Source organism: Bradyrhizobium cajani (assembly GCF_009759665.1).
Taxonomy (GTDB): domain Bacteria; phylum Pseudomonadota; class Alphaproteobacteria; order Rhizobiales; family Xanthobacteraceae; genus Bradyrhizobium; species Bradyrhizobium cajani.
Window position 1 is genome coordinate 159,334 of sequence record NZ_WQNE01000014.1, and the last position, 25,461, is coordinate 184,794.

General features: G+C 60.6%; 32 protein-coding genes and 1 tRNA gene. 12 read left to right on the forward strand and 21 right to left on the reverse strand.

Annotation, left to right across the window (positions count from 1 at the left end):
- Positions 1 to 27: 27 nt before the first annotated feature.
- Positions 28 to 1,155, reverse strand: a complete 1,128-nt coding sequence (locus GPL20_RS18690) for an isovaleryl-CoA dehydrogenase (protein ID WP_157330999.1) — start codon at positions 1,153 to 1,155, stop codon at positions 28 to 30.
- A 145-nt stretch (positions 1,156 to 1,300) separates the two neighbouring features.
- Here GPL20_RS18690 and GPL20_RS18695 point away from each other — a divergent pair, with 145 nt between their 5' ends.
- On the forward strand, positions 1,301 to 2,329 hold the full coding sequence (locus GPL20_RS18695; protein ID WP_157330964.1) for an AraC family transcriptional regulator: 1,029 nt from the start codon (positions 1,301 to 1,303) through the stop codon (positions 2,327 to 2,329).
- A gap of 28 nt (positions 2,330 to 2,357) precedes the next feature.
- Here GPL20_RS18695 and GPL20_RS18700 read toward each other — a convergent pair whose 3' ends face one another.
- The 3 genes from GPL20_RS18700 to GPL20_RS18710 form a co-directional block, all read right to left on the reverse strand.
- Positions 2,358 to 2,849 carry an Lrp/AsnC family transcriptional regulator gene (locus tag GPL20_RS18700; protein ID WP_157330965.1) on the reverse strand — a complete coding sequence of 164 codons (492 nt, stop codon included), beginning with the start codon at positions 2,847 to 2,849 and terminating at the stop codon, positions 2,358 to 2,360.
- 163 nt (positions 2,850 to 3,012) lie between these two features.
- A complete protein-coding gene (locus GPL20_RS18705) occupies positions 3,013 to 3,759 on the reverse strand; it encodes a hypothetical protein (protein WP_157330966.1) in 747 nt (248 codons plus the stop codon).
- Positions 3,760 to 4,414: 655 nt separating this feature from the next.
- Entirely contained in the window at positions 4,415 to 4,720 is a 306-nt protein-coding gene (locus GPL20_RS18710) for an ETC complex I subunit (protein WP_157330967.1), read from the reverse strand.
- 255 nt (positions 4,721 to 4,975) lie between these two features.
- Between GPL20_RS18710 and GPL20_RS18715 the strand changes: the two genes are divergently transcribed.
- Positions 4,976 to 6,145 (forward strand): OpgC domain-containing protein, encoded by a 1,170-nt coding sequence (locus GPL20_RS18715; protein WP_157330968.1) that lies wholly within the window; start codon positions 4,976 to 4,978, stop codon positions 6,143 to 6,145.
- A 25-nt stretch (positions 6,146 to 6,170) separates the two neighbouring features.
- On the opposite strand, the gene GPL20_RS18720 is transcribed toward GPL20_RS18715, so the two are convergent.
- Entirely contained in the window at positions 6,171 to 6,365 is a 195-nt protein-coding gene (locus GPL20_RS18720; RefSeq protein WP_157330969.1) for a hypothetical protein, read from the reverse strand.
- A gap of 911 nt (positions 6,366 to 7,276) precedes the next feature.
- Here GPL20_RS18720 and GPL20_RS18725 point away from each other — a divergent pair.
- Complete coding sequence (locus GPL20_RS18725; RefSeq protein ID WP_212432152.1) at positions 7,277 to 7,498, forward strand: RNA-binding protein; 222 nt, start codon at positions 7,277 to 7,279, stop codon at positions 7,496 to 7,498.
- Between the two features lie 320 nt (positions 7,499 to 7,818).
- Here GPL20_RS18725 and GPL20_RS18730 read toward each other — a convergent pair whose 3' ends face one another.
- The 7 genes from GPL20_RS18730 to GPL20_RS18760 all read right to left on the reverse strand — a co-directional run bounded on the left by GPL20_RS18730 (position 7,819) and on the right by GPL20_RS18760 (position 12,588).
- Entirely contained in the window at positions 7,819 to 8,454 is a 636-nt protein-coding gene (locus GPL20_RS18730; RefSeq protein ID WP_157330970.1) for a hypothetical protein, read from the reverse strand.
- Between the two features lie 24 nt (positions 8,455 to 8,478).
- On the reverse strand, positions 8,479 to 9,282 hold the full coding sequence (locus tag GPL20_RS18735) for a pPIWI-associating nuclease domain-containing protein (RefSeq protein WP_157330971.1): 804 nt from the start codon (positions 9,280 to 9,282) through the stop codon (positions 8,479 to 8,481).
- On the reverse strand, positions 9,282 to 9,839 hold the full coding sequence (locus tag GPL20_RS18740) for a hypothetical protein (RefSeq protein ID WP_157330972.1): 558 nt from the start codon (positions 9,837 to 9,839) through the stop codon (positions 9,282 to 9,284). Before GPL20_RS18740 ends, GPL20_RS18735 begins: the two co-directional genes overlap by 1 nt.
- 245 nt (positions 9,840 to 10,084) lie before the next feature.
- Positions 10,085 to 10,161 (reverse strand) — tRNA-Pro (locus tag GPL20_RS18745).
- Positions 10,162 to 10,246: 85 nt separating this feature from the next.
- Complete coding sequence (locus tag GPL20_RS18750; protein ID WP_157331000.1) at positions 10,247 to 10,732, reverse strand: DUF192 domain-containing protein; 486 nt, start codon at positions 10,730 to 10,732, stop codon at positions 10,247 to 10,249.
- A gap of 253 nt (positions 10,733 to 10,985) precedes the next feature.
- Positions 10,986 to 11,618: a cold-shock protein gene (locus GPL20_RS18755; protein WP_157330973.1), complete on the reverse strand. Its 633-nt coding sequence runs from the start codon at positions 11,616 to 11,618 to the stop codon at positions 10,986 to 10,988.
- A 208-nt stretch (positions 11,619 to 11,826) separates the two neighbouring features.
- A complete protein-coding gene (locus GPL20_RS18760) occupies positions 11,827 to 12,588 on the reverse strand; it encodes an SIR2 family NAD-dependent protein deacylase (RefSeq protein ID WP_157330974.1) in 762 nt (253 codons plus the stop codon).
- A gap of 378 nt (positions 12,589 to 12,966) precedes the next feature.
- Here GPL20_RS18760 and GPL20_RS38900 point away from each other — a divergent pair, with 378 nt between their 5' ends.
- Positions 12,967 to 13,131, forward strand: coding sequence for a hypothetical protein (locus GPL20_RS38900; protein WP_167533098.1), 165 nt, complete (start codon positions 12,967 to 12,969; stop codon positions 13,129 to 13,131).
- A 75-nt stretch (positions 13,132 to 13,206) separates the two neighbouring features.
- Here GPL20_RS38900 and GPL20_RS18765 read toward each other — a convergent pair whose 3' ends face one another.
- Positions 13,207 to 13,491: a hypothetical protein gene (locus tag GPL20_RS18765; protein ID WP_157330975.1), complete on the reverse strand. Its 285-nt coding sequence runs from the start codon at positions 13,489 to 13,491 to the stop codon at positions 13,207 to 13,209.
- 292 nt (positions 13,492 to 13,783) lie between these two features.
- Between GPL20_RS18765 and GPL20_RS18770 the strand changes: the two genes are divergently transcribed.
- Together GPL20_RS18770 and GPL20_RS39965 are read left to right on the forward strand one after the other, a co-directional pair.
- Complete coding sequence (locus GPL20_RS18770) at positions 13,784 to 14,014, forward strand: hypothetical protein (RefSeq protein ID WP_157330976.1); 231 nt, start codon at positions 13,784 to 13,786, stop codon at positions 14,012 to 14,014.
- 78 nt (positions 14,015 to 14,092) lie between these two features.
- Positions 14,093 to 14,218: a hypothetical protein gene (locus tag GPL20_RS39965; protein ID WP_256557491.1), complete on the forward strand. Its 126-nt coding sequence runs from the start codon at positions 14,093 to 14,095 to the stop codon at positions 14,216 to 14,218.
- Here the strand turns inward: GPL20_RS39965 and GPL20_RS18775 are convergent.
- The 3 genes from GPL20_RS18775 to GPL20_RS38905 form a co-directional block, all read right to left on the reverse strand.
- Positions 14,215 to 14,412 carry a hypothetical protein gene (locus GPL20_RS18775; protein WP_157331001.1) on the reverse strand — a complete coding sequence of 66 codons (198 nt, stop codon included), beginning with the start codon at positions 14,410 to 14,412 and terminating at the stop codon, positions 14,215 to 14,217. The genes GPL20_RS39965 and GPL20_RS18775 overlap by 4 nt on opposite strands.
- 174 nt (positions 14,413 to 14,586) lie before the next feature.
- Positions 14,587 to 14,937, reverse strand: coding sequence for a GrlR family regulatory protein (locus GPL20_RS18780; protein WP_157330977.1), 351 nt, complete (start codon positions 14,935 to 14,937; stop codon positions 14,587 to 14,589).
- Positions 14,938 to 15,771: 834 nt separating this feature from the next.
- The gene (locus GPL20_RS38905; RefSeq protein WP_167533099.1) at positions 15,772 to 15,909 is read right to left on the reverse strand and encodes a hypothetical protein; all 138 of its coding nucleotides are present in this window, start codon (positions 15,907 to 15,909) and stop codon (positions 15,772 to 15,774) included.
- A 383-nt stretch (positions 15,910 to 16,292) separates the two neighbouring features.
- Here GPL20_RS38905 and GPL20_RS18790 point away from each other — a divergent pair, with 383 nt between their 5' ends.
- Positions 16,293 to 16,526, forward strand: a complete 234-nt coding sequence (locus tag GPL20_RS18790; protein WP_157330978.1) for a hypothetical protein — start codon at positions 16,293 to 16,295, stop codon at positions 16,524 to 16,526.
- Between the two features lie 38 nt (positions 16,527 to 16,564).
- Here GPL20_RS18790 and GPL20_RS18795 read toward each other — a convergent pair whose 3' ends face one another.
- The gene (locus tag GPL20_RS18795) at positions 16,565 to 16,861 is read right to left on the reverse strand and encodes an HU family DNA-binding protein (protein ID WP_008558895.1); all 297 of its coding nucleotides are present in this window, start codon (positions 16,859 to 16,861) and stop codon (positions 16,565 to 16,567) included.
- A gap of 515 nt (positions 16,862 to 17,376) precedes the next feature.
- Between GPL20_RS18795 and GPL20_RS18800 the strand changes: the two genes are divergently transcribed.
- Entirely contained in the window at positions 17,377 to 17,679 is a 303-nt protein-coding gene (locus GPL20_RS18800) for a hypothetical protein (RefSeq protein WP_212432067.1), read from the forward strand.
- A gap of 124 nt (positions 17,680 to 17,803) precedes the next feature.
- On the opposite strand, the gene GPL20_RS18805 is transcribed toward GPL20_RS18800, so the two are convergent.
- From GPL20_RS18805 to GPL20_RS18820, 4 genes are all read right to left on the reverse strand, one after another.
- Positions 17,804 to 18,139 carry a GYD domain-containing protein gene (locus GPL20_RS18805; RefSeq protein ID WP_157330980.1) on the reverse strand — a complete coding sequence of 112 codons (336 nt, stop codon included), beginning with the start codon at positions 18,137 to 18,139 and terminating at the stop codon, positions 17,804 to 17,806.
- Between the two features lie 329 nt (positions 18,140 to 18,468).
- Positions 18,469 to 18,849 carry a hypothetical protein gene (locus GPL20_RS18810; RefSeq protein WP_157330981.1) on the reverse strand — a complete coding sequence of 127 codons (381 nt, stop codon included), beginning with the start codon at positions 18,847 to 18,849 and terminating at the stop codon, positions 18,469 to 18,471.
- A gap of 10 nt (positions 18,850 to 18,859) precedes the next feature.
- A complete protein-coding gene (locus tag GPL20_RS18815) occupies positions 18,860 to 19,024 on the reverse strand; it encodes a hypothetical protein (RefSeq protein WP_157330982.1) in 165 nt (54 codons plus the stop codon).
- Positions 19,025 to 19,367: 343 nt separating this feature from the next.
- Positions 19,368 to 21,077: a phospholipase D-like domain-containing protein gene (locus GPL20_RS18820; RefSeq protein ID WP_254126406.1), complete on the reverse strand. Its 1,710-nt coding sequence runs from the start codon at positions 21,075 to 21,077 to the stop codon at positions 19,368 to 19,370.
- Positions 21,078 to 21,502: 425 nt separating this feature from the next.
- On the opposite strand from GPL20_RS18820, the gene GPL20_RS18825 reads away from it, so the two are divergent.
- The 4 genes from GPL20_RS18825 to GPL20_RS18840 all read left to right on the forward strand — a co-directional run bounded on the left by GPL20_RS18825 (position 21,503) and on the right by GPL20_RS18840 (position 25,384).
- The gene (locus GPL20_RS18825; RefSeq protein WP_254126404.1) at positions 21,503 to 22,213 is read left to right on the forward strand and encodes an enoyl-CoA hydratase-related protein; all 711 of its coding nucleotides are present in this window, start codon (positions 21,503 to 21,505) and stop codon (positions 22,211 to 22,213) included.
- Between the two features lie 279 nt (positions 22,214 to 22,492).
- The gene (locus tag GPL20_RS18830) at positions 22,493 to 22,729 is read left to right on the forward strand and encodes a hypothetical protein (protein ID WP_157330983.1); all 237 of its coding nucleotides are present in this window, start codon (positions 22,493 to 22,495) and stop codon (positions 22,727 to 22,729) included.
- 514 nt (positions 22,730 to 23,243) lie between these two features.
- Positions 23,244 to 23,783 carry a TRAP transporter small permease subunit gene (locus GPL20_RS18835; RefSeq protein ID WP_157331003.1) on the forward strand — a complete coding sequence of 180 codons (540 nt, stop codon included), beginning with the start codon at positions 23,244 to 23,246 and terminating at the stop codon, positions 23,781 to 23,783.
- Complete coding sequence (locus tag GPL20_RS18840; protein WP_157330984.1) at positions 23,780 to 25,384, forward strand: TRAP transporter large permease; 1,605 nt, start codon at positions 23,780 to 23,782, stop codon at positions 25,382 to 25,384. The genes GPL20_RS18835 and GPL20_RS18840 overlap by 4 nt, the downstream gene beginning before the upstream one ends.
- Positions 25,385 to 25,461: the final 77 nt, after the last annotated feature.

The following is a 25,461-nucleotide window of genomic DNA, read 5'->3' on the forward strand; positions in this document are numbered from 1 at the left end:
TTCGCGGCAATTCCAATTGGGGGAGGCTTACGCGGTCTCGGCCATCAGTTCGCGGCCGATCAGCATGCGGCGGACTTCCGAGGTGCCCGCGCCGATCTCGTAGAGCTTGGCATCGCGCCAGAGGCGTCCGACCGGAAATTCGGATGTGTAGCCGACGCCGCCGAGCGCCTGGATCGCCTCGCCCGCCATCCACGTCGCCTTCTCCGCGGAATAGAGGATCGCGGCGGCGGCGTCCTTGCGCAGGCTGCGCGCGTGGTCGGCGCGGTCGCAGGCGCGCCCCACGGCATAGACATAGGCGCGCGTGGCCTGCCAGGTCGCATACATGTCGGCGAGCTTGCCCTGCATCAGCTGGAAGTCGCCGATCGGCTGGCCGAACTGCTTGCGTTCGTGCATGTAGGGCACCACCGCGTCCATGCAGGCCGCCATGATCCCGAGCGGGCCGCCGGAGAGCACCGCGCGCTCGTAGTCGAGCCCGGACATCAGCACTCTGACGCCCTCCCCCACCTTGCCGAGCACATTCTCCTCCGGCACCTTGCATTCGTCGAAGAACAAGGGATAGGTGTTGGAGCCGCGCATGCCGAGCTTGTCGAGATGCTGGCCGTGGGTAAAACCCTTGAAGCCTTTCTCGATCAGGAAGGCGGTCATGCCGCGCGGGCCGGCTTCCGGATCGGTCTTGGCGTAGACGACGAGCACGTCGGCATCGCCGCCATTGGTGATCCACATCTTGGAGCCGTTGAGGACGTAGCGGTCGCCGCGCTTGTCGGCGCGCAGCTTCATCGAGACGACGTCGGAGCCGGCGCCCGGCTCGGACATCGCCAGCGCACCGACATGCTCGCCGGAGATCAGTTTGGGCAGATAGCGCTGGCGCTGCGCGTCGTTGCCGTTGCGGCGGATCTGGTTGACGCACAGATTGGAATGCGCGCCGTAGGACAGGCCCACGGCGGCCGAGCCCCGCGAGATCTCCTCCATGGCGACGATGTGGGCGAGATAGCCCATGTTGGAGCCGCCATATTGCTCCGGCGCGGTCATGCCGAGCAGACCGAGGTCGCCAAGGCGCTTCCAGACGTCTGCGGGGAACAGATTGGCCTTCTCGATCTCGGCGGCGCGCGGGGTGATCTCCGCCTCCACGAAGGCGCGCAGCGTGTCGCGCAGCATGCCGATGTCTTCGCCCAGATCGAAATCGATGCTCGGGATGTTCAAGGCGTTTCCTCCGTTCTTATCGGGCCCGAACCTACCCCCGCGCCGGCGCCGCTTCAGTCTAAAAGGTTGCATTTTCCGCCAAGTTTGGCGAGGATTTTTCATGCCTTTTCAAGCCGCGACCGCCACGCCACGCCGCGCCGTCACCCCTGCCGCCTTCGTCCGCGGCGTGGTCGCCGCCTATACCCGTTACGGACGGGATCCGGCCGGGGCCCTGAGCAAGGGCCAGGTCCCCGACGACGTCGTCACATCGGCGGACGGGCGGGTGACCGCGGCCCAGTTCGAGGCTCTGGCGGGCCACGCCATGCGTGAGCTGGACGACGAGGCGCTCGGCTGGTTCACGCGCCGCCTGCCCTGGGGCACCTATGGCATGCTGTGCCGTGCCTCGATCACGGCGCCAAATCTCGAGGTTGCGCTCAAGCGCTGGTGCCGGCATCACCGTCTCCTGACCGAGGATGTCCTGTTCGAGCTCACCATCGGCGAGGAGACCGCGGCGATCTCCATTCGCGAACAGCACGACATCGGGGCTCTCCGAGAATTCTGCCTGGTCACCCTGCTCCGCTACGTGCTCGGCTTTTCGTGCTGGGCGGTCGATTCCGCGATCGCGCTCCGCGCGGCTGAATTTCCCTTTCCAGAGCCGCGGCATGTCTCGGTCTATCCGACCATCTTCTGCAAATCCGTCGGCTTCGACGCCGATCGTGCCGGAATCGTCTTCGACAGGCACTATCTCTCCCTCCCGCTCACGCGCAGCGCCGCCGATCTCGACAGCATGCTCAAGGGCGCGTTGCGGCTGACCGTGCTGCCCTATCGGCGTGACCGCCTGCTGGTCGAGCGTGTCCGCCGCGTGTTGCGCAATGCGCGCGGACGCATCCTCGGCGCCGAGGACGTCGCGAGCGAGCTGGCGCTCTCCACCCGCACCATGCATCGGCGCCTGCGCGAGGAGGCAACCTCGCTGCGCGATCTCAAGGAAGAGGCAAAGTTCGAGCTGGCCAAGCAGGAGCTGATGCGCGGCCGTACCCCGATCAAAAGGATCGCGGAGATCGCCGGCTTCCGCAACGAGAAGAGTTTTTCCCGCGCCTTCCGCACCTGGACCGGCGCCTCGCCGCGCGAGTTTCGCGGCCGGTATCGCTGAGGCGAGACGCCGTAAGATCGGGCAGTCCCTATCCCGCCGTGGCCGCCGCGACCTCCTGCAACGGCAGCGGCACATCCTTCGCGACGCCCAGCACGGGGAAGCTGCGAACGTTCTTCACGTTCGGCATCGCGGCGAAATGCAGGAGCTGCTGGCGCATGCTTTCGACGCTTGGCGCGACGCATTTCAGCAGATAGTCGGTGTCGCCCGAAATCCGCCAGCACTGCTGGATGCGCGGGATCGCGGCGATCGAGCCCTCAAATGCCTCCAGCACCGGCTGGGCCTGGCTGCCGAGCTGGATCGAGACGAACGACACCACCTCATAGCCGAGCAGCCGCTCGTCGATGACGGCCCGCACCGCCCGGATCACGCCGCGACTGAACAGCGATTTCAGCCGCCGCAGGCAATTGGGCGCAGACACGCCGACGCGTAGCGCCAGCTCGTTGTTGCGAACCCGGCCGTCCTGCTGAAGCTCGGATAGAATCCTTAGGTCGACGCCGTCGAGCTGGTCACGCCCCGCCATACCCCACCTCGCCCTGAGCCCGTCATGTCCGCCAGCGAAGCACGCGGCGGTATTGGTGCCAAGGGCTGGGAAGAAAGAATACTGGCCGATGGCGTGGGGCGCCCCTTTCAGCGGCGGCCCGAGAGCTGCCGCGGTCTCAAACAAGCGTGAATAGCAAGCCGATCTAGGTAGAATGACCTACGCCGGCGACCGTCGGCAGTTGGATCATGCCATTCTGCTTTGTCGGGTCCATCCAATCATTTCCAAGGCTCTCGTAGACCTGAGGATGCACGTTAAAAATGAACTCTGACGCTCTCAAGGCTTCGTGCGTCTCGCCAAACACGTCAACATAACGCAAATGACAAAAGATAAAGTTCTGGGAGCGCCCCTCAACCTGATCTATTATCTCTTGACGATTGAACGACATAGTCCCGAACGGTTGAGGATTTCCCGTTCCAATCGTAACAGAGACCGCGCCTTGGCTAGTCGCGGTAAATCCGTCAGGCATTGGCGCTCCCTTCGGTATAGTCCTCTTATTCAGATAAGCCTCGAAGACTGTCCCCGGAGTCTGGCCTGCGCTCCGTACCAACAATTGGAAGCGAACACCATAAAGCCTGTTGTTCGGCACATCTAAGGTCGGCGCCAAGCCTTCAATCACCAAATACGCCCGCAGTTGACGCTTCGACGTCAATCGAATCTCTGCCAACTGATCTTTGGTCGTACTCATCTGCCCAATAGCAGCCCATGCCGCGAGGGCTGCCGCAAGAAGAGCCAAGAGGGGAATAAATACGTTGAGCCAATTGCGTGCGCATTCACCACCCGGTGTGTTATCGCAGAGTGAGCCTCCAAGCGCATAGGGAAGCCCCAGCATTACAACTACAGCACAGGCGAAAGCGGCGATGACCGTAATGACTCTTTGCATCGTCGTCATATTATCTTGGCAGGGTAGCTTCCGTACAAATCAATAGTAGCCGCATCAAAGAAGAGAGGTCCTTCTCTAGACTGTCCCTTCACTCTTCTTGTCATTCAATTCGCGGATCACCCGTGAGAAACTCGTTAGAATTGGCGACCGAGAACTAGAAGAATAAGTACGACAAAGGCGATGATCGGCAACATCGCTTGGAGATCGGCAGAAGCATGCCAACAGAGCGCGCCGACAAGGATCACGACCAGTATAGAAGAGTATTGCGATCATCGGTCTTCCCGGTGAGGCCCCTCGCCACTCGCTAGCCAAGGTTGAGCGCTACCTTTACCACTCCCGCAACATTAGCGGGAATGTCTCTTCGGAAGTCTTTAAAGAAATCCAAAGGTGAAAGCCGCGCGTCGCAGCGCAGGTCGGATCGTGCGGCAACTGCACCTTGAATAGCTAGGCTAGATTTCGGTCTAGTGGCCTCGCGAAAAAGCAAATAAGGCCATTGCGGGCCGGCGCGTCGAAAGTGATGTCGGTCGGTGCCACCATACAAAAACTGTTTTGTTTGAACCGCTTGAGACCAATAGGTGCCTATCTGTCAAATGGCGTACGACCCTCCGAACACCGCGCTTCGGGCCCTTACCTAAGTACGACCGGTATTGAGCCTGCCCGCCCCTCAATGCGTCCAGGGCTCGCCGCGCCGGAAGGAAAAATTGTCGGCATACGCGACCGGGCGGCGGATCGAATCCTGGGGCTCGATCACCTGGTAGGCGATGCCCTTGCGCTCGCAATAGGCGACCGCCTCTTCCTTGCTGTGGAAGCGCAGCGTGATCTGCTGCTTCATGTCGCCGGACGAGGTCCAGCCCATCAGCGGCTCGACCGAACGCGGCTGCTCCGGCTCGTAGTCCAGCTGCCATTCCTTCGTCTTGAACCGGCCGGATTGCATCGCGTTCTTGGCGGGCTTGAAAATGCGTGCGGTCATGGGTGGTCCGGGCCTCTTCGTCTTTCGTTCGATTTCGATGCGTCACGGTGGCAGTTGGTGGAAACCGCGGGCATAGTATAGAGACACCGTTCGGGAAATGTTCGGTGATTCCGCCTCCCCGGGTGCCCTGCCTACGGGTATAGTCATTATGCTGCACCGTGACAATTGCGTACCCGCCTTCCGCGCCGGGAGCCCGCCCGGCGGCACTGCCTCCCCGACATCAGCGTCCTTGTTCCCTCCGAAAGCTCCCGCCGCATGGCCTTCCTGAACATCAGCGCAACGCTTCCCGAAAAAGGCCGCGACCTCCGCCTCGACCTGTTTCGCGGGGTCGCGAACTGGGCGATCTTCCTCGACCACATCCCCGACAACGTCGTGAACTGGATCACGACGCGCAACTACGGCTTTTCCGACGCCGCCGACCTGTTCGTCTTCATCTCCGGCTACACGGCGTCCTTCGTCTATGCGCGGATGATGCTGGAGCGCGGCTTCGTCGTCGGCGCCACAAGGCTCACCAAGCGGGTCTGGCAGCTCTACGTCGCCCACATCATCCTGTTCGTGATCTACATCGCCTCGATCAGCTATCTGGCGCTGCGCTTCGGCGATTCCGAGATGATCAACGAGTTCAACGTCGCCGGCCTCGTCGATAACGCTACCGAAACGCTGCGCCAGGGCCTGTTCCTGCGCTTCAAGCCGCTCAATCTCGACGTGCTGCCGCTCTACATCGTGCTGATGGGGCTGTTTCCGCCGGTGCTGTGGTTCATGCTGCGCAAGCCCGACGTGACGATGGCGCTGTCGATCGCGCTGTGGCTCGCCGCGCGCCATTTCGGCTGGAATCTGACGGCCTATCCGGCCGGACAGTGGTACTTCAACCCGTATTGCTGGCAGGTGCTGTTCGTGTTCGGCGCCTGGTGCGCCATGGGCGGCGCGCGCCGCTCGATGACGCTGATCAATTCTCCGATCACGCTGTGGCTCTGCCTCGCCTATCTCGCCTTCGCGCTGGTCATGACCATGGCCGGCCGCTTCCCGACCTTCGGTGGCATGTTCCCGCAATGGCTGTTCTCGGCCTTCAACCCGAACGACAAGACCAACCTCGCGCCCTACCGCTTCCTCCACTTCGTCGTGATCGTGATCCTGGTGATCCGCTTTGTGCCGAAGGAATGGCCGGGTCTGGAGTGGAAGGTGTTCGATCCGCTGATCGTCTGCGGCCAGCAGTCGCTCGCGGTGTTCTGCGTCGGCGTGTTCCTGTCCTTTGTCGGCCATTTCGAGCTGTCCATGAGCTCGGGCTCGCTGTTCGCGCAGCTCTTCGTCAGCATCGCCGGCATCGCGATCATGACGACGGTGGCCTATTACATCTCGTGGTCGAAGAAGCAGGACAAGCCGCTGAAGCCGCCGCCGCCCAAGTCCGCAGCCGCGACGGCCGCCTGATCGCGAAACGGCGGGCGATGCGGCTTCAAGCCGCCTCCTCGCCGTCGAACTCGGTGAACTTCTTGTAGATCCAGTCGCGGCCGTCGTGGCGGCGCCAGACCTTGCCGTAAACGAGCTGCCCGTTGATCGAGCGGCGCGGTACGATCACGGTCCAGAGGTGCCATATCTCGGTCCAATTCGACGGCGGACGGACGGTCTGGACGTTGCGATCGAAAGACATGACGCAGAACTCGACTGATACGCGCGGCGCGACGAAACGGTGCGTTGTATGAGCACGGATTGCAGGCAATTCATCGCGAGCCGGAAGCGATCTGATCACAGGCGCCGGAGCGGCCGCAACAACTGCTCGCTCTTAACCTAACCGGTCAACCTTACTTGTCGTGGGCAAGCGCTACGACAGGTTGAAACCCTGCACCGACTTTTCTACAATGCATGCGCGATTTGAGATGAGCGCGCCATTTTACGGACGCGCGGCGCTTTTGGACGACGTCACGTTTTGAAAGAACTGGAATTTTTTAAGGCATTGACTGGCCAGGACGACCACACATGAATTTGCAATGTACTTGTCTGCGCCTGGCGCTTCGATCGACGCCGCCTGCGCCAGCCACGAAGACCCCGGCCCAGGAGCCACCGAAAGCCGCCAACGACAACCAGACGATCTGGCCGTTCGTGCCGTTTCCGCCCGGCTGGTCCGCGTCGAGCTGATTGCCCCCGTCCCAAAAGCGCAACGCCGCGCAAGCGGAATATCATCGCTTGGCGGCGTCCGTTTAGACATTGGGCGCTGAAATCCCCAATACACTTATGTCTATGGGGGCGGCCAAAGGTTCGATGAATCTTTGGCAATTCGGCGTCGGTCCGGCCCGACCCAACGTCTTGAAAAAATGCGCAGAAGATGGCCCCGCCCCATCCTTTCAATCGGCCCGGCAAGCCGACCAACAGGCGCTGGAGGCGTGGAGAAAATCGTCGTTGCGGCACGCCTTTCGTACGCCGACCGCGGCAACCAATTCCCGCGCAACGCGTTGCAGCTTTTTCCCACCTTTCCAGGGAGTCCGTGAGGCGCTGCGATCAGCGCCGCCCGGCCTGCATGGACAACCACCTTGTCTCACGTCCGTGTGAGCTGGAGCGCGACCGGTGAATTTTCACGAGCGAGCAGAGACCAATGAACAGCAGGCCGCAAGGCAAGGGGACACTGTGAGCCAGGTTGAGACGACCGAGAAACTCTCCGACGCACCGGAGGCCGGAAATTCGCTGTTCGCACTCGGCGGGCTTGCCGTGGCGGGAATTGCCATGCTGGGCTGGATCTGCGCCCTCGCCTGGATCGCCTGGCGCCTCGCCGGTTGGTTATTGTCCTAAACCGCGTTCGCCGCCCCGAAGCCTTGCACATCACCGTTGCGCGGCATCACGGGCACCAAGGTCGGGACTGGTCGGGGCAGCTGGATTCGAACCAACGACCTGCAGTACCCAAATCGGTTGCATTTGCATTCCAGTGGTCAAAGTGACACGAGCTGAAAATGCTAAGTCATTGAAAACTCAGAGTTCGACCTCATCACCTTGTTCATACGAATGCAAACAGCGAGTTGGGGACCCCGGGTCCACCAATTCCGCACCAATATTTTACTTTTCCCGAATTTGGACTCCGGGGAACCCGCGAGTGCGAACGCACTCTGTCGGTCCTAATCGAACGATGTGATTTGGCGATCGATGACTTTTTCTTCGATGTAGCGATCGATATCCAAAGCTTGGCGAACCATCATATTCCTTGTCTGATGGTCGAGCCCCATTTTGTTTGAAAGGTTCAGCAGACGCTCAGCGTTCGCGATCTTTTTAGAGATCACAGTTTGCTCTTTCTCTGCCCTTGCCAGGGCCCTGTCTTCCTTTGCATCATAGCGCTCCACGATTGCCATGACGAAGCGGCGAATCTCGCCGATGACTTTTCCGATTCCGGCCAAATCTGTGAAGCCTGGACTGGCAAACTGTATCCGTGCCACGTGCAAAGGAATTGGGTTCGCCGTCTCTCTAACGAAGTCTCTAATTGTCTCGGCTTCGACTTGCTCCTCAATATGCCCCTCGAACTCGGCGTCCATCCAAAATGCGTCGTGGCGGAAGCGCCTAGCGAATCGAGATCGGAAAATTCCCATCGATGACTGACCATCGACTTTCAGAAGCCCGAAGTGCGACAACTCGTTCAGCGTTTCCATACGCTGAAACAGCTCGGAGAACTCTGTAGCTCGCCACGTCCTATCGATGCTTATCCGCAAGATGGAGGCTTCTTTCGGAACATCTTGACCACTAAACTGCGGAGAGACCATTTCAACCCTCTCAGAAAATTATGCTTACTCTGGCAAAGCCAGAATGTCGTGCAGGACCACGATGACGTAGCGACGGATTCGTAGAACGTCAGCGCGCTCCTTGCTCCCGTGGGTTCCCGTGTTTGACATCGTGTAGACCGACCGCGCGAACCCTCCAACGATTTCCTCGACCGCGCTTGCAGCTTGTTCGGGCGCTGTCTCGTCTTTCATGCCGCGAGCCCTAAGAATGAACCGGACCTTCTGCTTCATGGTTGGGCCTTTGGTGTCCGGCTCTTGCTTGTAGCCGGTCATCTCGACAACTTCCTTGTCAGGGGCAAGGTAATCCAGCGTTTCCCGCAGCGCTTCGCGCAATTCGACCGCGGGACCGCGATAGGAAATACGCTTCGTGTCGGTCAGGTCGATCAGTGCTTGCTTAAACGACCGCGCGGCATTCGGTACCAGCCCTTCGAGGGTGCTCGCGATCCTCTGATCGTCCGGGCTAATGACCGGCTTATCGTTTTGGCTCGTCGCACCCCCCAGTGCCAACTTTCCGGTGATACGCGGGTAGAGCTTCTGAATGGCTTTGAGGTGCTTGACGTAAGAGGTTTTGCGGTTCGCCGACGAGGACAGCGTCAGGATGGCTTGGAATGACGTGTCGAGCGCTTGCAGCTCTTCGGCTGCAACAGGCTCGATATGTCCGCGGTTCTGACGGAAATACTGCTGGGCGGTTTCCGAGGCGAGGTCTCTATCTTCTCGCGCGGAGATATTGACGCCCCTCGCCGCGTTGACGACTTTTCGGAGAGTTTCCAGCTCTTCGCCCAAGGCCCGCCAATCATCAGAGGCTGACATTATCGCCTCTTCTTCGGCTTCGACCTCTTCGCGCGCTTCTTGACTGAGTTTTCGCCCAACGGGAGCTTATGAGTGACGAGGTTGTGTCCCACGGGGTTCAACCGGAATTGCCCGTTGCCGATGGCATGGAAGTAACCGGCATTCTTGGCGTTCGTGAGCGCCATCCCCAGCGCGGTCGGAAGCTCGAAGCCGGCGCTCGGGAAGTAGGTCGTAATGTCTTCGGCTTTGATATAATCCCGGCGCTCGTCCGGCGGGGCCAAGCTCTTCAGATAGTACGCCAGCACAGCCACCCTATCATTCACGGTCTTCGGCTGCTTCCGCTCGGCCAGAGTGCGGATGTCCATTTCGGCCGTATCGGCCCGAGGGGCCTGTGCTGGAAACGCGGCTTCGTAGTCGATCGACTGAGCAATGGGAGGCGCGACGGTGCCGACCTTGATCCCGAGCTGCTTGAGTACAAAATCCAGAACGTTCTGTCGGGTATTTTCGTCGAGCGGTTTGAGAGCCGCAATAATGGTCGTGATGGCAGAGACGCCATCCTCAGCATTGTCTTCACTCATGCCCAGCCTCCTGAGCGCCCGATATTAGCGATTTATCAGGGCCTTTCTACCGGGCGTTGCCGGCTATCAACTGCTCAGCTAAAGATTCCGGATGGTCGATGTTCCGGGGGCCAAATTTCCAGGGTACGGGCGTTGCATCTATTGCGGCCCGACTGGTACGCTGAAGGACGAGCACATCATCCCTTAGATCTTCCACGAAGAAAGGGCACACGCGGGTATGAAGTCGCGGCGCCCCACTATGTTTTTGGTCGGGGCAGCTGGATTCGAACCAACGACCTGCAGTACCCAAAACTGCCGCGCTACCAGGCTGCGCTATACCCCGAATGTCCGGTGAGCCCCGTCGATACACGCTTCCCGGCGCGCCAGCAAGGCTGGCAATGCCCCGCCATGGGCCCCTATTTGGAGCCCTATTTGCTGCCGAACAGCGGGTGACCGACGCGGTCACCGGGGCGGATGCCGTATTTCTGCGCCGTTCCCGCCGCCACCTCCAGAACCGCCCGCGCGGGTCCCTGGGACGAGATGATCTTCGTCGACAGCGGCTCGGTGTTTTCCGCGATGCGCAGGATGCGGCCGTCGGCGCGGATGAAGATCATGTCGAGCGAGACGTAGGTGTTCTTCATCCACATCGACACTTCCTGCTCGGGATTGAAGTCGAACAGCATGCCTTTGCCGTCGGCCAGCTCCTTGCGGTACATCAGTCCGGTCTGCTTCTCCTGCTCGGTCGTCGCCACTTCGACCGAGAATACCTGGACGCCGTTTTTGGTGACGATCTCGAGCGGCTGGAAGCTGGCGGCACCGGCGGGCGCGCTCGCGGCGGCAAAGCCGGCGATGACGAGGATGGCGGCAAGCCAGCTCCTCGCAAGGGACCAGGCAGGCTTTCGGTCAAGACGCATCGCAAGACGCATGGCAAAATCCATGGAACGGCACTTGGGCCTGAGGGCTGGGACGGGAACAGTCCTACGCGGCGAGCGCCCGAAAAGCCAGAGGCGCCCTGGCCTGCCAGAGCGCCCCTGCTCACGATTGCGGGACTACGCGGGCTGCGGCCGCTAAAGCATGATCCGGAAAAGTGCGAAGCGGTTTTCCGAAAAGATCATGCGCAAACAACAACCTAAAGCGCGATGACGATTCGTCCCAATCCATCGCGCTTTAGTGCGACTGCAGTCCCGGCGATCCAGTCTCGGGATGGATCTCGGCCGCCATCATGCCCTTGGAGCCGGGCCCGAAGCGGACCAGGACATATTGGCCGGGCCGCAGTTCGGTCATGCCGAAGCGGCGCAGCGTCTCCATGTGCACGAAGATGTCGGGAGTGCCCTCGCCGCAGGTCAGGAAGCCGAAGCCGCGCAGCCGGTTGAACCATTTGACCTGGGCCCGCTCCAGCCCGCTGGTCGGGGTGACCGTGACGTGGGTGCGCGGCGGCAGCATCTGCGCCGGATGGATCGCGGTGGACTCGTCCATCGAGACGACGCGAAAGGCCTGATAGCCCTTGGCGCGCTGGATGCACTCGACCACGATGCGCGCGCCCTCATAGGCGGTCTGGAAGCCGTCGCGCCTGAGCACGGTGACGTGAAGGAGCACGTCCGGCCAGCCATTGTCGGGAACGATGAAGCCGTAGCCCTTGGAGGCGTCGAACCATTTGATGACGCCGTGAACCTCGACGAGGTTGGCGCTGCCCTCACCTAACCCGGTGAAAGGACTGAGCGCGCTATCGCGACCGGTGCCGCCGCGCTCGCCCGCGGGAACTCCGACCTTCTTGGACTCAAATCCGTCCGACGACCCCATAACCCCGGACCCCACACATGCCATGCAACCCGCCTCACTGGCGGCGTCGAATCACGCGTCTTTCGAGAACCTTCAGAGAATCTTCTCAACTGACGCGACGCGAATCTTTCGAATCAAAAGATAACACTCCCGGTTGCGAGGCATAGACAAAAAAGAGATTCGCCGGAACCTATGAACAGCTTGCACAGCCGCGAATCAAACTACCGCCTCAATTTCCGACAAAGGGCCCGAGCGTTTCGCCGATGTCGTGGCGGATCACGAGGTCGGCGATGTCGTCCTGCTCGGTCGGCTCGCGATTGATGATCACCAGACGTGCACCGCAATTCTTCGCCATCATCGGAAAGCCCGCCGCCGGCCACACCACGAGCGAGGACCCGATCGCGATGAAGAGGTCGCAGTCCCGCGACAGCTCGGTCGCGCGCTGCATTTCGTCCTCGGGCATCATCTGGCCGAAGGAAATCGTGGCCGTCTTCACCGGCTCGTCGCACACTGTGCAGTCGGGGGCGGCGCCGTCCTCCTCGAACCGGCGCTTCACCCAGTCGAGCTGATAGGTCTGCCCACATCCGATGCAGCGCGCATAAGTAGTATTTCCGTGAAGTTCAATCACGTGTTCGGCGGCGAAGCCGGAGGCCTGGTGCAGATTGTCGATGTTCTGGGTGATGACCGCGGGAACCTTGCCGGCGCGGTAGAGCGAGGCCAGCGCGCGGTGGCCGCGGCCCGGTTTTGCCGCCGCGAAGGTTGCCTCCATCGCGAAGCGGCGGCGCCAGGATTCGTCCCGTGCTTCCTGGCTCGTGGCGAACTCGTCGAACGGGATCGGACGGTTGCGCATCCACAGTCCTCCCGGCGAGCGGAAATCCGGGATGCCGCATTCGGTCGAGATGCCGGCGCCGGTGAACGGCACGATCGTCTTGGCTTCGGCGATCATGTCGCCGAGCCGTTCGACGCCGCTGCGAAGATCCGATGCAATCATTGCCGAGCCATCCCTGCGCACGAGCATGGCTCTATAGCATGCTCGGAGCGGATGTTGCCGTCATCTCGCAAGCCTCCTGCCCTCCGGCAGAGGCAGAAGCCGCGCGCAGCCTCTTCTGATTTGGGTCTTGCGCTAGCCACCAGGCGCGCAAGCGACAAGACTATTGACACTCTTATCCACCGGGATGCGCTCGCGAAGAGAAACATGGTCGGCAGTTTCTTCCGCCCGGCACTAATCACAGTCCTGCAATGCCTCCTCCCCATTGACGCCCCATTCCGGAGCGCCAATGCATGTCTTCGAATGCGAGTCGGGCGCAATGCGGCGGCAGCGCCCGGATTCAGGTGCAAACGCAGTTCAGTTGCGAACAGAGGGGATGTCATGACCGAAGATGAAGAACGCAAAGCCCGCGAACGCGATGAGATTGCCGCCCGTGTTGCCGCCTTCCGCGCCACCCAGGAAAAATTCAAGCGCGAGCGTGAAGAGTATTTCGTGTCGACGCTCGAGAATGCCCGCAAGGCTGAACGGCCCTCGCTCTGGCCGTAGGGCCTGCCATCATCGCAGGACATGCGACAGCAAAAAGCCCGGAGCATCGCTCCGGGCTTTTCGCTTGGTCGGCCGTTACCAATGGCGGTAATAGTGGCGCCGGTAGTACGGCCCGCCGTAATAGGCGTAAGGACCCGGTCCGTAATAGTAGCCCGGGCCGCCATAATAGCCGTAGCGCGGCCCATAATAGCCGTACGGATGTGAAGCCGCGACCGCGCCTGCGGTGATTGCGCCGGCGGCCAGGCCGAATGCGAGGCCCGGACCGATGCCGCGGCCACGCGCCTCGGCAGGCGCAGGCGCCGCGACCGCGGTGACGCCGACCGCTGCGACGGTGGCCAGAACTGCCAGTGTCTTCTTCATGATGTCCTCCTTCGCAACAGGAAAGACAACGCCGGGGCGGTGCGATGGTTGCGCGCGGCACGGGAACCGGTGCGCGCGAAAAATGTCGATGCAAGGGAACGAAACCACGGAACGAAACCCTGTCCGGCGGATTGATTCGACAAGTGCGGGAGCCTCAGCCATCCGGGTCGAGGTAACAGCACGAAGCCCCGTCAGCATCCTCCGCGGTGCTGGCGGGGTTTTCAGTTTCACGGGAGCAGTTGGCAGCAGACGATGGCTGCTGCCAAGGGGGCGGACGATCGAGGAGGAGAAATTGCCCATATCCGCTTTGCTGGCCCGTATCCGCCGGCTCGTTCCCGCGTCCGACGATCAGCACTACGACGAGATCGTCCGCAATTTCGGCGTCGGCGCGCTACGCCCGCCGCCGACACCGATGAGCGACGGCGAGCTCGCGCGGGCCATTGCCGAGTTCCTCAAGGAAACGCCGTCGAGCGAGTCCGTCGCAACCCTGGGCCGGCGGCTCGACCGCTCCTCTCCGCTCTGACCGATGTTTCTTCTTGTGAGCATGGAACAAGGTTTTCGCGCACACGTTGAATCCGTCCTCAGGCAGAAGAGGCCCGACATGCCCGCGTGGCTCGAAGTCCTGCTCAACCTGTCCGGCTATGCCGGTTTCGTGGCGCTTGCGGCCCGCGGCGGCGCGTGGCCGGACAAATCCGCCGACGACCAGATCTACCGCGACGAGCGCTAGTTCGTGTGCGGCGCCTGGCCTGCCGTGCGCACCAGCCGGTCGGCCTTGATCGCGACGCGCGTCTCCTCGAGCTGCGGCCGCAGCGAGAAGCTGATCACCACGAAGGCGACACAGAACAGCGTGCCGACGATGGCGACGCGTCGGTAGGTGTGGCGATCACCCTGATAAAAAGACGGTTCTGAAAAAGGTGTCATGAATTCGGCCTCGAAGTCGTGCCTTGAATTCGCTTTCGGCAAAATCGTTTCTTGCTTGTCTTTGCCAGACACCTATCCCAATCCGCGGCAAGCGCAACGCGATTGGGCTTTTAACCTAACCGGATAGGGTTATCGGCTTCCGCGCAAGCTTTCGTTAGCAGTTGCGCCGCGCCCTCAGATATCGACGAGCCGCTTCAGCGTCGCGCGAAAGCCGAGGCTGCGGTGGCCCGCCACGAGCACTGTGCCGAACACCTCCGCTTCGTCATCGCTGAACGTGCCGGAAAAGCCGCTCGTCGCCTCCTGCCCGCCGAACAGCGGCCGCACGAAGGCATCGGCGAAGGGCGAGTGCTGGTTGGTGGCAAGCTCGCCCTTCCAGGTGCCGTTACCGACAACGTACGAGCCGCGCGACCAGAAATACGGCCCGCCGCCGAGCAGCACGCCATCGCGCAGGATCAGCACGCCGCTGTCGCGGATGTTCATGCCGTCGAGCATATGGAGGTGGATGGAGTAGAGGCCGTTCTTCATGATCTGCCCGCCGTCGCCTGAACGATAGCGCCGCAGACGCCGAGCGTCGAGACGGTCGCAAGCAGGTTCTGCCGCGCCGTCGACCGGCTTTGTTCCAGCTTCGACTCCTTTTCGTTCTCGAAGAACGAATCGGAATCGAAGAAATCGGCACGGGGCAAGTCTTAACAAGCGGTGTGGATGCGCGAGGCGAATGCGAGATCACGCCGCCTCCATCGATGTCGATCGCAGCGCCGGCACTGACGGCCTGCCCTTGCGCCAGTCGGACCAGAAGACTCCCGCGAAAGCTTGCAGCGACAGACTTGTCCCGCGTCGATACAGAAGGCACGGCTTGTTCTGCATCCGACTCCATTTCGTTCGCAAAGAACGAATCGGAGTCGCGAAAATCAGCGGGAAGCAACTCCTAACGAACGATGAAAGCGTGCGTCGCCACGTGGTCCGCGGCAGGAATCTTCGGCGGCAAATCTCTTTGAGGCAAATCTATTTGAGGCAGGTCTCTTTGAGGCAGGTCTCTCGGCAACAAGTCTCTTGGTGACAAGAATTTCGAGTCGCCCGCGAACACGATGACGAACTCGCGGCAAGCCTCGCATCGAAAGCCGTTGGCTGAGTATGCCATCATCGGCTTGGCACATTGCGGACATGTCATGCTGCGCGAACGCCGATGATGGGGCTTTGTTCCTAAGCACCGGGGGCGGCCGCGCGGGACTGCCCCGACGCCGCCATGACGACGTCGCATCGACAAGGTCGTTGCACCTCACGCGCCTCATCGAGGCAGGCCCCACCAGGCGAGATCCGCCGGAAATGAGAGCGCACCCGCTGCCTGTCGCCGAGCACCAATCACGCCGCCCGCTTCGCTTTGCCCTTCTCGGAAAAGCATTCCAGGATCTGGATGCGGAGTTCTTCTGCGGCCGGGCCCTCGACCTTCCTGAGCTCGTTCCAGAGCCTGATCACTTCGCGCTGTTTCTCGACGGTCATGAATCACCTCCAAAAGAAGATGCCCCACTAGAACAAAAAGAGAACGCCAAGTCCAGCCCCTGGCGACAATTCCCTGGGCATATCCGCTGAACCTTTTCCGCGCTGCGCGGACTCATGGTGGCTGGGGAATTTCAGCGCCCAGTCTTACGGCAGCGCCGCCTGACGAATATATTCCGTCACCGCGGCGCTGTTGCGTTTTGGATTTTCAACCTTACGTTAAGTGGACGGCCGGCGGCCAGGCGCTGAAATCCCAACGCCGTCAGCCAAGAGAGCCCCGTGCGAAAGCGCGGGGTTTTTCTTTTGGCGGTCGGCTCCCTGCCCGGCGCCGCGGCTCGCGGCTGCGGGAACGCGCCAGCGTCTTTTGCTTTGACCGGCCGAATTCAATGGCGCCGCCGGTCTTACGACGCGACGTCGAGGACCGGTTCCTGCGCGAGGCACTCATGACTTGCGAGTTTTGTGAGAGCGAAATCCCGATCGGCCTATCGGTCTGCCCGACTTGCGGGAAGCCTCAGAGCGCGCCCGGACAGAGCGACCGGCGATCCCTGTGGTTCGTGCTGCTCGTCGTGGTGATGTTCGGCATCGCCATCGCCGAGCATCACCTCTTCTTCCGCAACTGAATTGTTGGGGTCTCGCGAGAGAGCCCGCCGCAACGACCTTACACGGCGTCCTTGGCCACCTTCAGCGGCGAGGCCTTCACCGACTTGCTCGCCGGCTTCGCTGCAAACTGCATCGGCTCCTTGGTGAAGGGATTGATGCCCATCCGGGCTTCGGTCGCAGGCTTGTTCACGACCGACATCTTGACGAAGCCGGGAATGACGAATTCGCCGGACTCGTTGAGCTCCTTGTAGCCGACCGTCGCCATATACTCGATCACCGACTTCACGTCGTTCTTCGAAAGCTGCGTGCCCTCGGCAATTGCATCGATCAATTGGGTCTTCGTCATCTTCGCCATGTCTGAATTCCTTTTATGCGCGAACAAACTCTGCTGAGGACGCGGCCTGACCGCGGAGAGCGCGCTTCTGATTCATGCCAGAGGTCATGAAGTGACGCGGCTTAGAACCTATCGGGGCCAAAAACGCAAGCAGGCGTTCTGCGGCGGTTCCGCAGCTCCTGTGAAAGATGCAGCAGCATGCGGCGTTCGTTTCTTGAACCATCCGCGGGTTGGCGCGTCTAACTCTTTGAAGTCCCAAGCTTCGCCCCCAAGAGAGCCCCGCTTCCCCCAGGCGGGGTTTTCGCTTTCGGCGCGACATCGCCCGGGCCTGATCCCGGACGCATCACGGGTTCGGCTTTGCAACATCAGCACATGCTCCATATCGGCGAAGACGAAGCGCCGGCCGAGACCGTCCTTTATCCCGCACAAGGAATCACCTCGTCGTGAAACTTGTGGCTTGGCACGCGTTGTTGAGACTTCAGTAACCTAACGCCTCCAAGCTTCCGTCAGTATCGTTGCGTTGGAGTATCCCCACAGTGCTGGATTTTAACGAGCTGCGTGAACTCGCGGCTGATGTGCGCATTTTTGTCGAGGTTGCCGAAGACAAGGCCGAAGCGCTTCGCGCCGTCATCGCGGCGTATGACGTAGTGCTCGCGATCTTCCCGTCTGGAGACGGCATGGGCCTGCACGTCGTCAAAGGCAAAGCGATCCTGGACAAGATCGCAAACTCGCGGAGCCACGCGATGTACAGCCACACGGCCATCGCGGTTCCCGACCTGGAGCATGCAGAGGTGCTGAAATATCTGACCGCCCCCGTCGAGCAACGGATCGCAGCCTGATTGCAGCCCCCCTGCATTGGCGGGTGCGCAGCGCACGCGCGATCAGGCATAGTAAAGCGTTCGCGAGACCGCCACTCGACGTGACGAACGGCGGCCTCGCATGTTGCCGGAGCGGTTTGTGAGATCAGCTGCCGGGCGCGCTATAGGACGAGCGCAGCTTGGCCGCGTTCTGCCGCACCTGCTTGATCTCGTCCTGCGTGAACAGTCGCATCAGTTTCACGTTCTGCAATGTGCCCGCCGTGACCGTCAGGCCGGAAATGGCCGGCGCCGCACTCGGATCAGGCACGTCGAATATCACGAGAACGCCGGGGCCGTCGGCAGCAACACTGTACATCGAGACCAGCTTGCCACCGGCTGCCTCGATCAGCTTTCTTGCCGCCTCCTGACGATCGGTCGTCGGGTTTTCCAGAATGGCGTTGAGCGCGCGCGGCGTGTATTGCCCCGTGAGACAGAAATGCATGGCTTACTCCTTCTGAAATAAGACACGTCGCGACGAGCCTATGCGTCACGACGATGGGATCTGAAATGATGGAGTACGTTGCCCGCCGTAGGCACAAACGCCGCCAGGTACTGACGAGGCCTCGGCACACCTCGTTGGCGGCTCGTCCGCACGTTACATCAGCGAGCCGGCGCGTGAAAGGCGATTTCCAGATCGGTCGCTGCAACTCGCGGGCGAGCTAACGCATCATCGCCAGCCGCGCAACGACAAGCCTCGTCTCAGCCGATCGCGGCGATGGCAAAAAGGTACCGCGAGCGTCGTCGTGATACCGCCGAAGGTTGCTCAGCGGCCTAGCCGCGCGACCGGTTGATGATCTGAAGCGGGAGCCATGATCCCAGCACCATGACGGTCGCGATGGCTGCGAGCAGGAGATATTTCAGCGGGTGTCGCGACGATGCGAGCGAACCTTCAAGGTGAAGGTATGGAAGCATCGTCTCCATCGCCATTCCGATGAGGGCAACCACAAGCAGGCCGCCAAGGGCCGAAGCGCAGACGTTGACGATCCATCCAACCGCGCCGCGCTTGCGTGACCAGGCCTCGTAGATCGCGACCGCCAATATCACGAGAACGAGGACCAGCACGAAGCTCATCGAGCCGCCGACGCTCGACTTCGGGCCGATGAGATCCAGCAGCAGCATGGCCGCCACCGCGAGCAGCGTGATCGTCTTCACGACGCCTCCTTCAGTAACCCAGCAAGAACACCGTGAAGCCAGCCACGATACAGCCAAGGCCGAAAATCGCCGTTGCGATTTCGACGACGTTTTCCAGACCGAAGAATCTGACGATGGCGCTCCATGCAGCACTCAGGAGCACGTCCACGATCGCGCTGAGCAGGGACTGGAGCATGGTGGTTGGTCGCGCCCGGCTTTGCCGGGGTTCAATTCATCATCATGATCTCCCATCCAATTCTGGCAGTTGGTCGGTCGACGCACTTCGAGTATCATTTCGCGACGATCACAGCGAGCACAGCTGATCGGAGGACCAGAACATGCCGGACTGGCTGCTTGCACCCATCTGTCTGATCGCCCTGATGGGGTTCATTGGCTACGCCTGTTATCAGGGGATGAGGTCTCGCCGGATCGAAACAATACGAACTTTGGACCCAGCCAGAATGACGGTTGATCGGGCAGCTCCGACGGTCATTTAATATCGCTCGGCCCGGGGGCCCGAAAATCGCGATCGTCGCGGCTCAATCCTGCTTCATGAATATCTCGCGCCTTAGCTGCTTTTGCCCCGTCTTGAAATGACCGGGCACCCATTCCTTCCAATCCTCCTTCAGGAAGCCGGCGTTCGGGTCGCCTTTGCCTGCCTCCTTGATCTTCTTGACGACATAGCGCGAGTAGAAGTGGTCGAACACGCGCATGAACTCGCCGAAATAGATGTCGGCGACTCTCGCGTTGCCGCGGATGACCAGCATATTCTCGTCGTTGGCGTTCTGCGACGGCCTGCTGAAATTGGCGGTGCCGGTTACGACGACCGGATCGGCACTCAAGGGATCGACCAGCAGAAACTTGTCGTGAACGTAGAAATTGCGGTTGAAGCCCGTCAGCTTCTCGCCGAGGAAGAATTCGAGGTCGCCCTTTGAAAGCTTGGCTCCGGGCGCCATGACACTGTTGCCCGTGACCTTGATTTCGTCGGCGAACTCATCTCCGGGATCCTTGTCGAAGAGCGAGTAGCGGAGCGTATCATCGTCCTTTGCCAGTGCCTTGTAGAAGAAGTCGTCCAGATTGAAGGCGAAGGTGATGCAGGCCATCCGCTTGGCGTCGGCGAGGAGATCGGCATACCACTCCAGCGTGGTGGTCTCGGTCTTTTCGTCGCGCGGCGAGTACAGCTGCAAGATGCGATTCTTCGGCGGCAAGGTATGGCGCGCAGGCGTCGCATCGACAGCGAGGTTCGCCTCCCTCAGGGGAGCCAGCGTCACGTCCGGTGCAGCGAGGCGCTCCCAATAGTCGAAGAAGCCCTGTGCGATCTCACCGTCCCATATGACGTGGCCGACGTTGGAATGGCCGAAGATGCCGCCCGAGGAAATGTTCGTCGATCCCGTCCAGACGGCGATCGGCACATCGTTGTGGAGCAGAACGATGAATTTGTTATGCCTGATGCCGGCGCGTGACTTCTGCGGCGTGCAGATGCCCTTGATCTTGGCCGCAGCTATCATCTCCTCGTTTTCGTCGGCATAGCTTTGTGCCTCGTAGCGGATGTCCACGTCGACGCCGGCATTCTTCGCTTTCTTGAACGCCAGGCCGACCGGCTTGTAGCGAAATTCGTAAAGCATCGCCCGCAAGGCGTACCTATCGGGGTTTGGCAGCGTTGAGGGATATTCGATGAACTTGACGAGCGCCTCGAACAAACCTCGGGAAAGCCATTTCATCGCGTCCGAGTTGGGATCGTCTTCATCGAGCTCGGTCTTGCCGAACTTGCGCGCGAACGCCTGAGAACCGGCGGCGCCACGATTGAAATAGATGTCGTGGGTGGTTTCTCCGGGCTTCCTTCCACCCTCTTCGGCCTCCGTACTCACACGAATTTTGGTTGCCGATGCAACATCGAGCTGGAGGAGTTTCGGCTTGCCGTAGACCGGGATGACGCTGAACTCGTAGGTTGTCTCGGGCTTCGCCGTGTAGTCGCCCCACTGAAATGTCTGAATCGGATGCTCCGACGTCGGCACCGGAGTTCCAGGAGCCAGCCCCTCGTCCTTGTGGTTGAAGCGCTTGATCCCCCGGATGAAGTAGCGCTCGCGGACATTGTCGTTCTTGTCGAACTCAGTGCGCTCGATGGCGAAGCCCAATAGTCCGGTCTTCTTGGCTTCCTGGCCCGGCGCGAAGTCCCAGGCCAGCGTAACAACGTGCAGTCCAGCAATTGCGCGCACGTGCAAAACGGCGCCCTCTTCAAATTCGCGCACGGAAAGCCCCCTATTTTGTCCCTGCGCAATATGCAGGGAGGTCCCGTGTCTCAACGGGAACGCGTGCATCCTTTCACGAGAACAATCCAAAGTCGAGAGGCCTCGTCCGAGATCACCGCGCTTGCCACCAGTTCAGGGGCCGTCCGGCGCTATCGGCGTAATCTGGGAAATAGCCCCCAATTACGGTGACAGCGCACTCAGTTAATCATCGTCGCCGCCAGGTCATCCTCGAAATGCCTGTCACTGCAATTATCGTGTCTCACTCAAGGGTGCAGTCCAGCACTGTCACCGTAATTGTAATTGCCGCAACCGTGCGTTTGCGTAATGGGCGTCCCATCCCGGAATACGCTCGACGCCACGCTGATACGTTGGCCGTTGTTTTCGGACCGGCCGCGTTGCGGGCCCAAAAATCGAGAGATAAGTCGGTGACATCGCAGACCGACGAGACCGCGCAGTCCACGCTTATGGCCGACATTCCGTACGGTCAGCAGACGAAGATCACCATCGAGCGCAAAGGCCAAATCGTGCTGATTGGCATCAACAGGCCCTATATCGACAACCGGCTGGATCCGGACGCGACAGAAAGCCTGGCGAGAGCATACTACGAGTACGATCGAGATCCCTGGCTCCGTGCGGCGGTCCTGTTCGGCTATGGCGACCGCTTCTCCAGAGGTGTCGATGTCAATGCCTACAAGGCGTTCGCTCAGTCAGGAAAAATGATGATGGATGGGCCCGGCTTCATCGACCCTCTCGGACGGACCAAGCCAGCGCTGACGAAGCCTCTGGTTATCGCGGTGCATGGCGATACCTGGAATATGGCGCACGAGCTTTTCCTTGTGGCGGACATACGCGTGGCGTCGGAAGACACCGAGTTCGCTCACGATGAGAACACGCACGGTCGCTTTCCCGGAGGCGGCGCAACCGTTCGTCTCGCCAGAGAGGCCGGATGGGGAAATGCCATGTGGTTCATTCTAACAGGCGATCATTGGGGTGCGAAGGAAGCCCTCCGAATGGGAACGGTTCAGGAAGTGGCCCCAAACCGAGACGCGGCTCTCGCAAAGACTGACGGCGCTGTCCAAGCTCGACGACCAATATCGTGCGCTGCTCACGACCAGGGATTTCCAGGAAGGTCGTGATGCCGAGGCCCAAAAGCGTCCCCCCGTTTACGAGGGACGGTGACTACAGGCTCGCGGACTTCCCTCTGCCGCGAATCCATGCGATCGATCGGCTCTTGCCGAGCGAGGACGATGCGGCAGGCGTCGTTCGCCAGCGGACTTCCTCGTGGCGGCAGCCCCACGCCGACTTCCTCGAACCCATCCGGTCAGCGAGCACGATGCAAGCCCGGCCGGCTCCTGCTTCTTAGCCGACGACCAATATTTAGAGGTCTCCGAACAATTGAACGGAAGGAATGGTGAATGAGCAGACCTGTCAAAACGGAGAGCGAACTCATCTCGATGGCCAGAGCTGAGTTGAAGGTGCATGCTGACTGTCCCGATGGAATCACGATTTCGATCCTCCGCGACGGGGATTCCTGGGAATTCCGAGCGAGTGCAGATCGAGCGACCTCGGACAAGCCTGGCTACCCTGAATGCGTTGCCATGCTGGTCCAGATCGGCGACCATCTGAGCAAGCAATATGCCGTCGAAGGTTAGGTCCGCCAACCCGCTTTGCGCTCTCAAAACACGTGTTCGGCGAGCACAGACCGGTCGCAAGGCCGATGATGATCAGTAGCGGGACTGCCGTGTCAATCAACGAAAATGCCATCCAGCGGTGTGGCTGACCGGCCCGAGGCAGGAAGAACCACAACACTGCAATAGATAGAACCAGAAATCGCGCGCCGGTCACGAACGGGTCTCCCGCGCAGCGAAGTTTTCTCGCCGACCGCTGCGCGCTGGTGTCGCGCCCGTTAGGCATTGCGACACTCAATAGATTAAACTGCGGCAAACTGTCCATTTTCTTGTTGACGGAGAAGAGGCCGCCGGTAAAAAAGTGCCCGCTTTCCTGCACCCCCGGGCATGGCCACGAGCTTCGCCGGGACAGAACAAAAAACAAGCAGGAGCATCAGGAGGGGTCGATAGCTCCCGCGCGGAAGGAACGTGCGCTGCCGATGCAGTGTGCTGTGATCTGCTCGTTCGCGATCAGCACCCAAGACGCGGGAAAGGTTTCATGCGCCCATTGTTGGCGATCAGTACGGCTATCGACCGACTGAACGAAAAAGTCGGCAACATCTGCAACATCCTGGTGCTGGCAGCATGCCTGCTGAGTGCTGCGAATGCCATGATACGTTATGCCTTCAGCTACAGCTCCAACGGCTGGCTTGAAGCGCAATGGTACATGTTCGCCGTCATTGTGATGTTCGGCGCATCCTACACCTTCAAGCGGAACGAGCATGTTCGCGTCGAAATCATCTACCTGATGCTTTCGGAGCGCGGTCAGTTGTGGCTCGACTTGATCGGGACGCTGGTCTTCCTCATCCCGGCCTGCCTGCTCCTCAGCTATCTCTCCTGGTCGATGTTCTCCAACTCCTACGCGATCGGCGAGATGTCCAACAACGCGGGCGGTCTGTTGCGTTGGCCCATCAAATTCGTTCTGCCGGCCGGGTTCTTCATGTTGGCCTTGCAGGGCATCTCTGAAGTCATCAAGCGTATCGCGGCCTTGCAGGGCGCGACGACCATCGATGCCAAATATGAGCGGCCGACCCAATGATTACCGTCGAGATGATGCCGCCGCTGATGTTCGGCGGGCTGGTCCTTGCCATGCTGATCGGATTTCCGGTCGCCTTCACGCTCGCCGCTCTCGGGCTTTCGTTCGGGTTTCTCGCGATCCACGAAGGTTTCTTCGGCCTGAGCTTCCTGCAGGCCATCCCTGAACGGGTCTATGGCAGCGTTCTCGCAAACGAATTGCTGCTTGCAATTCCGTTCTTCACCTTCATGGGCGCCATTCTGGAACGCTGCGGGCTTGCCGAAGACATGCTGGATTCAATGGGCCAATTGTTCGGTCCCATCCGCGGTGGTCTCGGCTATTCCGTCATCATCGTCGGCTTCATTCTAGGTGCGATCACTGGCACGGTCGCTGCGCAGGTCATTGCGATGGCATTGATATCGATGCCGGTCATGATCCGCTACGGCTACAATATGCGCTACATCACCGGCGTGCTCGCGGCCTCGGGTACGATCACGCAACTGGTGCCGCCCTCGCTCGTTCTCATCGTGCTCGCCGACCAGCTCGGAAAGTCGGTCGGTGATATGTATCTGGGCGCCTGGGGACCGTCGATCCTTCAGATCGTCCTCTTTGCCGGCTACACTTTCGTTCTCGGCCTGGTCAAACCCGGCCATGTTCCGGCAGTGCCCAAGGAAGCAAGAACGCTCACGGGCTGGGCGCTCTGGCGCAAGTGCCTTCTCGGCATCATTCCGTCCGCCGTCCTGATCTTCGTCGTGCTTGGCACCATGATGTTGGGACTTGCGACGCCGACCGAAGCAGGCGCGATGGGGGCTGTCGGGGCAATCGTCCTCGCCGTCATCCATCACAAGGACTTCAGCTCGATCGGTCACAAGGTCCTGCTGGTCGGCGTCGTGGCGGCCGGTGTCGGGACGATCGTAGGCATTTATTTCACGCAGAACCTGATCTTCAAGATCGCCTTCGCGCTTGCCTATCTGGCGGTCGCCTGGGTTTGCATCGAAGCGGTGAAGATCCCGGACCTGCGGACCCTCATCAGGCAGGGCTACGAGACAACCATGCGCATCACCTGCATGGTGACGTTCATTCTGATCGGATCGACCTGCTTCTCGATCGTCTTTCTCGGATGCAACGGCGGCGTCTGGCTGGAGCACCTTCTGACGTCACTGCCGGGCGGCGTCTGGGGCTTCCTCATCTTCATCAACCTCTTCATCTTCTTCATCGCCTTCTTCCTCGACTTCTTCGAAATCGCCTTCATCATCCTGCCAATGATTGCGCCGATCGCGCAGAAGCTGCTCACGCCTATCGTCGGTGCCGATGCTGCGTTGATCTGGTTCGGGGTGATGCTCTGCGTCAACATGCAGACGTCCTTCCTGCACCCTCCGTTCGGCTTCGCCTTGTTTTATCTTCGCGGCGTGGCGCCAAAAGAGGTCAAGTCTTCGGATATCTATTGGGGCGCGATGCCCTGGATCGGGCTTCAGGCGATCATGGTCGCCGTCGTGATCGCCTTTCCCGTGACGGTCACGGGCCTGTTGGACGCCCCCACCAAGGTCGATCTCGACAAGGTCAAGATAGAGATTCCGGAAATCGAGCTGCCGCCGCCACTTGATTTTGGTCAGCCCAAAAACTGACGTCTGCCTACCCTGGTTTACGCAGACCGCTCGGCGCATGCTTCGCCAGCGGCCTCGCCTCACGCACACGTGCACCC